This is a genomic window from Pseudomonas sp. P5_B2 (genome assembly GCF_056400445.1).
Map to the genome: position 1 here is coordinate 1 of NZ_JBFULH010000276.1, position 5,613 is coordinate 5,613.

The 5,613-nt window shown below is 59.6% G+C and carries 5 protein-coding genes; 4 read left to right on the plus strand and 1 reads right to left on the minus strand.

All coding sequences use genetic code 11. The features are described 5' to 3' along the window. Positions 1 to 550, plus strand: a 550-nt coding sequence (locus tag AC1DRJ_RS18185) for a lipocalin family protein (protein ID WP_477803382.1), incomplete at its 5' end; no start/stop codon positions are given. Between the two features lie 172 nt (positions 551 to 722). Here the strand turns inward: AC1DRJ_RS18185 and AC1DRJ_RS18190 are convergent. Further along, the gene (locus AC1DRJ_RS18190) at positions 723 to 2,087 is read right to left on the minus strand and encodes a formimidoylglutamate deiminase (RefSeq protein ID WP_477803383.1); all 1,365 of its coding nucleotides are present in this window, start codon (positions 2,085 to 2,087) and stop codon (positions 723 to 725) included. A gap of 146 nt (positions 2,088 to 2,233) precedes the next feature. On the opposite strand from AC1DRJ_RS18190, the gene hutC reads away from it, so the two are divergent. The 3 genes from hutC to hutU all read left to right on the plus strand — a co-directional run. After that, complete coding sequence (hutC, locus tag AC1DRJ_RS18195; protein WP_477803386.1) at positions 2,234 to 2,944, plus strand: histidine utilization repressor; 711 nt, start codon at positions 2,234 to 2,236, stop codon at positions 2,942 to 2,944. Continuing rightward, the gene (locus AC1DRJ_RS18200) at positions 2,941 to 3,516 is read left to right on the plus strand and encodes a HutD/Ves family protein (protein WP_477803384.1); all 576 of its coding nucleotides are present in this window, start codon (positions 2,941 to 2,943) and stop codon (positions 3,514 to 3,516) included. Before hutC ends, AC1DRJ_RS18200 begins: the two co-directional genes overlap by 4 nt. Positions 3,517 to 4,026: 510 nt before the next feature. Continuing rightward, positions 4,027 to 5,613: urocanate hydratase (gene hutU / locus AC1DRJ_RS18205; RefSeq protein ID WP_477803385.1), on the plus strand; the 1,587-nt coding region annotated here is incomplete at its 3' end.

Sequence of the window (5,613 nt, forward strand, 5' to 3'; positions counted from 1 at the left end):
ACTTTTTGCCGGCCTGGTATTGGCTGGCTGCGCCACTTCTGGCCAGGATCCGTTGGCGCCGAAAACCGTCAACAGCGTCAACCTCAAGCGTTACCAGGGAGCCTGGTATGAGTTGGCTCGGATGCCCATGTATTTCCAGCGCGACTGCGCCCAATCCGAAGCCCATTACCAGCTCAAGCCTGACGGAAACATGGCGATACTGAACCGCTGCCTGACGGCGCAGTGGCAGTGGGAAGAGGTCAAGGGCACGGCTTATCCACAGGTGCCGGGCAAAGCCGACAAATTGTGGGTCGAGTTCGATACCTGGTTTTCTCGTCTGATTCCTGGTGTGGCGAAGGGGCAATACTGGGTGTTGTACGTCAGCGACGACTACAAGACGGCCATTGTTGGCGACCCGAGTCGCAAGTACCTGTGGCTGTTGGCGCGAACCCCGACCGTCAATGGTGTAGTGCGAGAGGAACTGCTGAGCAAGGCGCGTCAGCAGGGTTACGACACCTCGCGATTGATCTGGCGGGCGACGGAGTCGCAGATGGCCAAGACCTCGAACTGACGATTAGCGCATAGCAAATGTGGGAGCGAGCCCTATGGCGAGGGGGCTCGCCCCCGTTGGGTCGCGATAGCGCCCCCAGAATCTATACGACTGCGTCGCAGCCGAACGGGGCGATGCGGCGTTCCGACAAGCCCCCTCACCACGGGGCTCGCCCCCATAATTGTTTCTGTTTTCAGCCCAGAAGATCGCGCAGGACCTGGGTGAACGCGCGATTGCTTTCTTCTTCCCCGGCATGGCGCCCGTCACGCACAACCCACTGGCCATTGACCAGCACATCGCGAACCTGACGATCACCACCGGCAAACAACCAACGATTCAGAATTCCGTCGCCACTGGCGGTCGCCAGATACGGATCGTTGCCGTCCAGCACCAGCCAGTCCGCACGCTTGCCCACTTCCATCGCACCAATCGCCTGCCCCAGCGCCTGAGCGCCGCCATCGAGTGCCGCGTCGTACAGCGTTCGGCCCACCATCGGCTGATCCGCGCCATACAACCTGTTACGCCGCTGMTCGCGCAGGCGCTGGCCGTATTCCAGCCAACGCAATTCTTCCACCACGCTCAACGACACATGGCTGTCGGAACCAATACCCATGCGCCCGCCCTGAGCGAGGAAATCCACCGCCGGGAAAATCCCGTCGCCTAGGTTGGCTTCAGTGGTCAGGCACAGACCGGCAATGGCGCGACTCTTGGCCATCAGCGTCACTTCTTCCGCGTTGGCGTGAGTGGCGTGGACAAGGCACCAGCGTTGATCGACCTCAGTGTTTTCGTACAGCCACTGCAGCGGGCGACGACCGCTCCAGGTCAGGCAGTCATCAACTTCTTTTTGCTGTTCGGCAATGTGTATGTGCACCGGGCATTGCTTCTCGCTGGCGGCCAGCACTTCGCTGATCTGCTGTGGTGTTACTGCGCGCAACGAGTGGAAGCACAAGCCCAGTGACTGCGCCGGTTGCCGGGCCAGAATTGGCTGCAAACGCGACTGAAGTTTCAGGTAGTTTTCGGTGCTGTTGATAAAGCGGCGCTGGCCTTCGTTTGGCGTCTGGCCACCGAAACCGGAATGGCTGTAGAGCACCGGCAGCAGGGTCAGACCGATACCGGCGGAACTCGCCGCCTGGCTGATGCGTAGCGCTAGCTCGGCTGGATCTGCGTAGGGCTGGCCATTGGTGTCGTGGTGCACGTAATGAAATTCCGCGACCGACGTGTAACCGGCCTTGAGCATCTCGATATACAGCTGACGGGCGATCACGCCGAGTTGGTCCGGGCTGATTTTTCCGACGAGGCGATACATCAAATCGCGCCAGGTCCAGAAACTGTCGTTCGGATTACCTGCCACTTCCGCCAACCCGGCCATGGCCCGCTGGAACGCATGGGAGTGCAGATTCGGCATGCCCGGCAGCAGCGGACCGCTCAGCCGTTCGGCACCATCTGCGTGGGAATCGGCCTGGATATGGGTCAATACGCCTTCGGCGCTGACCTCAAGACGTACATTGTTGGCCCATCCACTAGGCAGCAGCGCGCGTTCGGCAAAGAAGGCGGACATGGTTCAGCACCCCATCGTGTGTTATTTGTATATACATATACAGACGTTTGCCTGCTCGGTAAACTCCGGCAAGCTAGCAACCCATATCAAATGAACAAGGATTAACCGTGCCGACTCCGCCCCAAGTGTCACCGTTGGCCGCGAACATGGGCGACAGTCCGGCGCCCTTGTACGCCCGCGTCAAGCAGATGATCACCCAGCAAATCGACAGTGGAAACTGGCCACCGCACTACCGCGTGCCGTCGGAAAGCGAACTGGTCAGCCAGCTCGGTTTCAGCCGCATGACCATCAACCGTGCCCTGCGCGAAATGACCGCCGACGGTCTGTTGGTGCGTATGCAAGGCGTGGGTACGTTCGTCGCCGAGCCGAAAAGCCAGTCCGCATTGTTTGAAGTGCACAACATCGCCGATGAAATTGCCTCTCGCGGCCATCGCCATTCTTGCAAGGTGATCACCCTCGAAGAAGAGGCTGCCGGATCAGAGCGCGCCCTAGCACTGGATATGCGCGAAGGGCAGAGGGTTTTCCACTCGCTGATCGTGCATTTCGAAAATGATATTCCGGTGCAAATTGAAGACCGCTTCGTCAATGCACTGGTGGCCCCGGACTACCTCAAGCAGGATTTCACCCTGCAAACACCTTACGCCTACCTGAACCAGGTGGCGCCGCTGACCGAAGGCGAGCACGTGGTCGAGGCGATTCTGGCCGAGGCGTCCGAGTGCAAATTGCTGCAGATTGAAAAGGGCGAGCCGTGCCTGCTGATTCGCCGCCGTACCTGGTCCGGCCGTCAGCCGGTAACCGCCGCCCGTTTGATTCACCCCGGTTCCCGTCATCGTCTGGAAGGACGCTTTCATAAATGAATCAAGTAGTGAAAGTTTTACGCGCCATCGATTACCCACGCATGCCTTGGAAAAACGGCGGCGGCAGTACTGAAGAAATCACCCGCGATGCGGGAACTGGCCTGGAGGGTTTTGGCTGGCGTCTGTCGATTGCCGACATCGGCGAGTCGGGCGGTTTTTCGACGTTCAGCGGTTATGAGCGCGTGATCACCGTGCTGCAAGGTGAGGGCATGACATTGCGGGTGGATGGTCAGGACACGCAGCCGCTGTTACCGCTGCACCCGTTTGCCTTCAGCGGAGAGAGCGTGGTGTCGTGCACCCTGCTCGGCGGGCCGATCCGCGATTTCAACCTGATTTATGCGCCGCAGCGTTACAGCGCGCGGTTGCAGTGGCTGGCGGGTGAGCAGCGGTTTTTCAGTTCGGCGGGCACGGTGTTGGTGTTCAGCGTCGCTGAGGCATTGGCAGTGAACGTTGGTAACAGCTCATCACAACTGAGTCGCCACGATTGCCTGCAACTCGACGCTAACACCGGTCTGCTGGAGATTTCCGTCAATGCTCCCTGCTGCGTAATTGAACTGACCGCACGCAGTTAACTGCTCAAAAAAATCTAATGTGGCGAGGGGGCTTGCCCCCGTTGGGTCGCGAAGCGGCCCCAAGGCCTGTAAGTGCGTAAGCCGGTTATACGACTGCTGCGCAGCCGAACGGGGCGATGCGTCGTTCCGACAAGCCCCTCGCCACAAAAAGCTGCTCCCTCTCTGTTTCCCAACGCGCACCATCTTGTTACCTAACGCCCCAGCGTGGCGCAAAACCACTCTCAAGTAACAGCCGCTCCCCCTTTCGAAAAATCCCCCCGAAAAATTTCATCCCCCTTAAAACCCTTTATTTACAAGCCTTCCAGCCTCCCCAAAACTTTTCTTGAACACCCATCCAACAAGTTGGCCGCTTGATTGCATATGCTTGTATGTACAAGTAAAGACGTATGCGTATGAGTCGACCGAGACTCTCCGCAGCGTCCACTGATTCGCTTGTGGCGCGACGATGCGCACAAGCTGGCTTGCCCACTGCCCGGGTTGGTTTGAATTCATCGCTGAGGAGTCTTTTTCGTGACTGACAATACCCAGAAACCTACCAAGTACCGCAACGTTGAAATCCGCGCCGCCCGCGGCAACACGCTGACCGCCAAGAGCTGGCTGACCGAAGCGCCGCTGCGCATGCTGATGAACAACCTCGACCCGGAAGTCGCCGAGAACCCTAAAGAGCTGGTGGTTTACGGTGGCATTGGTCGTGCGGCACGTAACTGGGAATGCTACGACAAGATCGTCGAAAGCCTGACCAACCTGAACGACGACGAGACCCTGTTGGTGCAATCCGGCAAGCCGGTCGGCGTGTTCAAGACTCACAGCAATGCCCCGCGCGTGCTGATCGCCAACTCCAACCTGGTGCCGCATTGGGCGAGCTGGGAACACTTCAATGAACTCGACGCCAAAGGCCTGGCCATGTACGGCCAGATGACCGCTGGCAGCTGGATCTACATCGGCAGCCAGGGCATCGTCCAGGGTACCTACGAAACCTTCGTCGAAGCCGGTCGCCAACACTATAACGATGACCTGAAAGGTCGTTGGGTACTGACTGCCGGTCTCGGCGGCATGGGTGGCGCTCAACCTCTGGCCGCAACCCTGGCTGGCGCCTGCTCGCTGAACATCGAATGCCAACAAGTCAGCATCGATTTCCGCCTGAACAGCCGCTACGTCGACGAGCAGGCCAAAGACCTCGACGACGCGCTGGCCCGCATCGAAAAATACACCAAAGAAGGCAAGGCGATTTCCATTGCTCTGTTGGGTAACGCGGCAGAAATCTTGCCGGAACTGGTCAAGCGCGGCGTACGCCCGGATATGGTCACCGACCAGACCAGCGCCCACGACCCGCTCAACGGTTACCTGCCAGCCGGCTGGACCTGGGAAGAGTACCGCGCTCGCGCCAAGACCGAGCCGGCTGCCGTGGTCAAAGCCGCCAAGCAATCGATGGCCGTGCACGTTAAAGCGATGCTGGATTTCCAGAAAATGGGCATCCCGACCTTCGACTACGGCAACAACATCCGTCAAATGGCCCAGGAAGAAGGCGTGGAAAACGCATTCGACTTCCCAGGCTTCGTACCGGCTTACATCCGTCCGCTGTTCTGCCGTGGCATCGGTCCTTTCCGTTGGGCCGCTCTGTCAGGCAACGCCGAAGACATCTACAAGACCGACGCCAAGGTCAAAGAACTGATCCCGGACGACGCCCACCTGCACAACTGGCTGGACATGGCCCGCGAGCGCATCAGCTTCCAGGGTCTGCCGGCACGTATCTGCTGGGTAGGCCTGGGCCTGCGCGCCAAGCTGGGCTTGGCGTTCAACGAAATGGTCCGCAGCGGCGAACTGTCGGCACCGATCGTGATCGGTCGTGACCACCTGGACTCCGGTTCGGTAGCCAGCCCGAACCGCGAAACCGAATCGATGCAGGACGGTTCCGACGCCGTGTCCGACTGGCCACTGCTCAACGCCCTGCTCAACACTGCGAGCGGCGCGACTTGGGTTTCCCTGCACCACGGCGGTGGCGTCGGCATGGGCTTCTCCCAGCACTCGGGCATGGTGATTGTCTGCGACGGTACGGACGAAGCGGCCGAGCGTATTGCTCGTGTGCTGCACAACGAC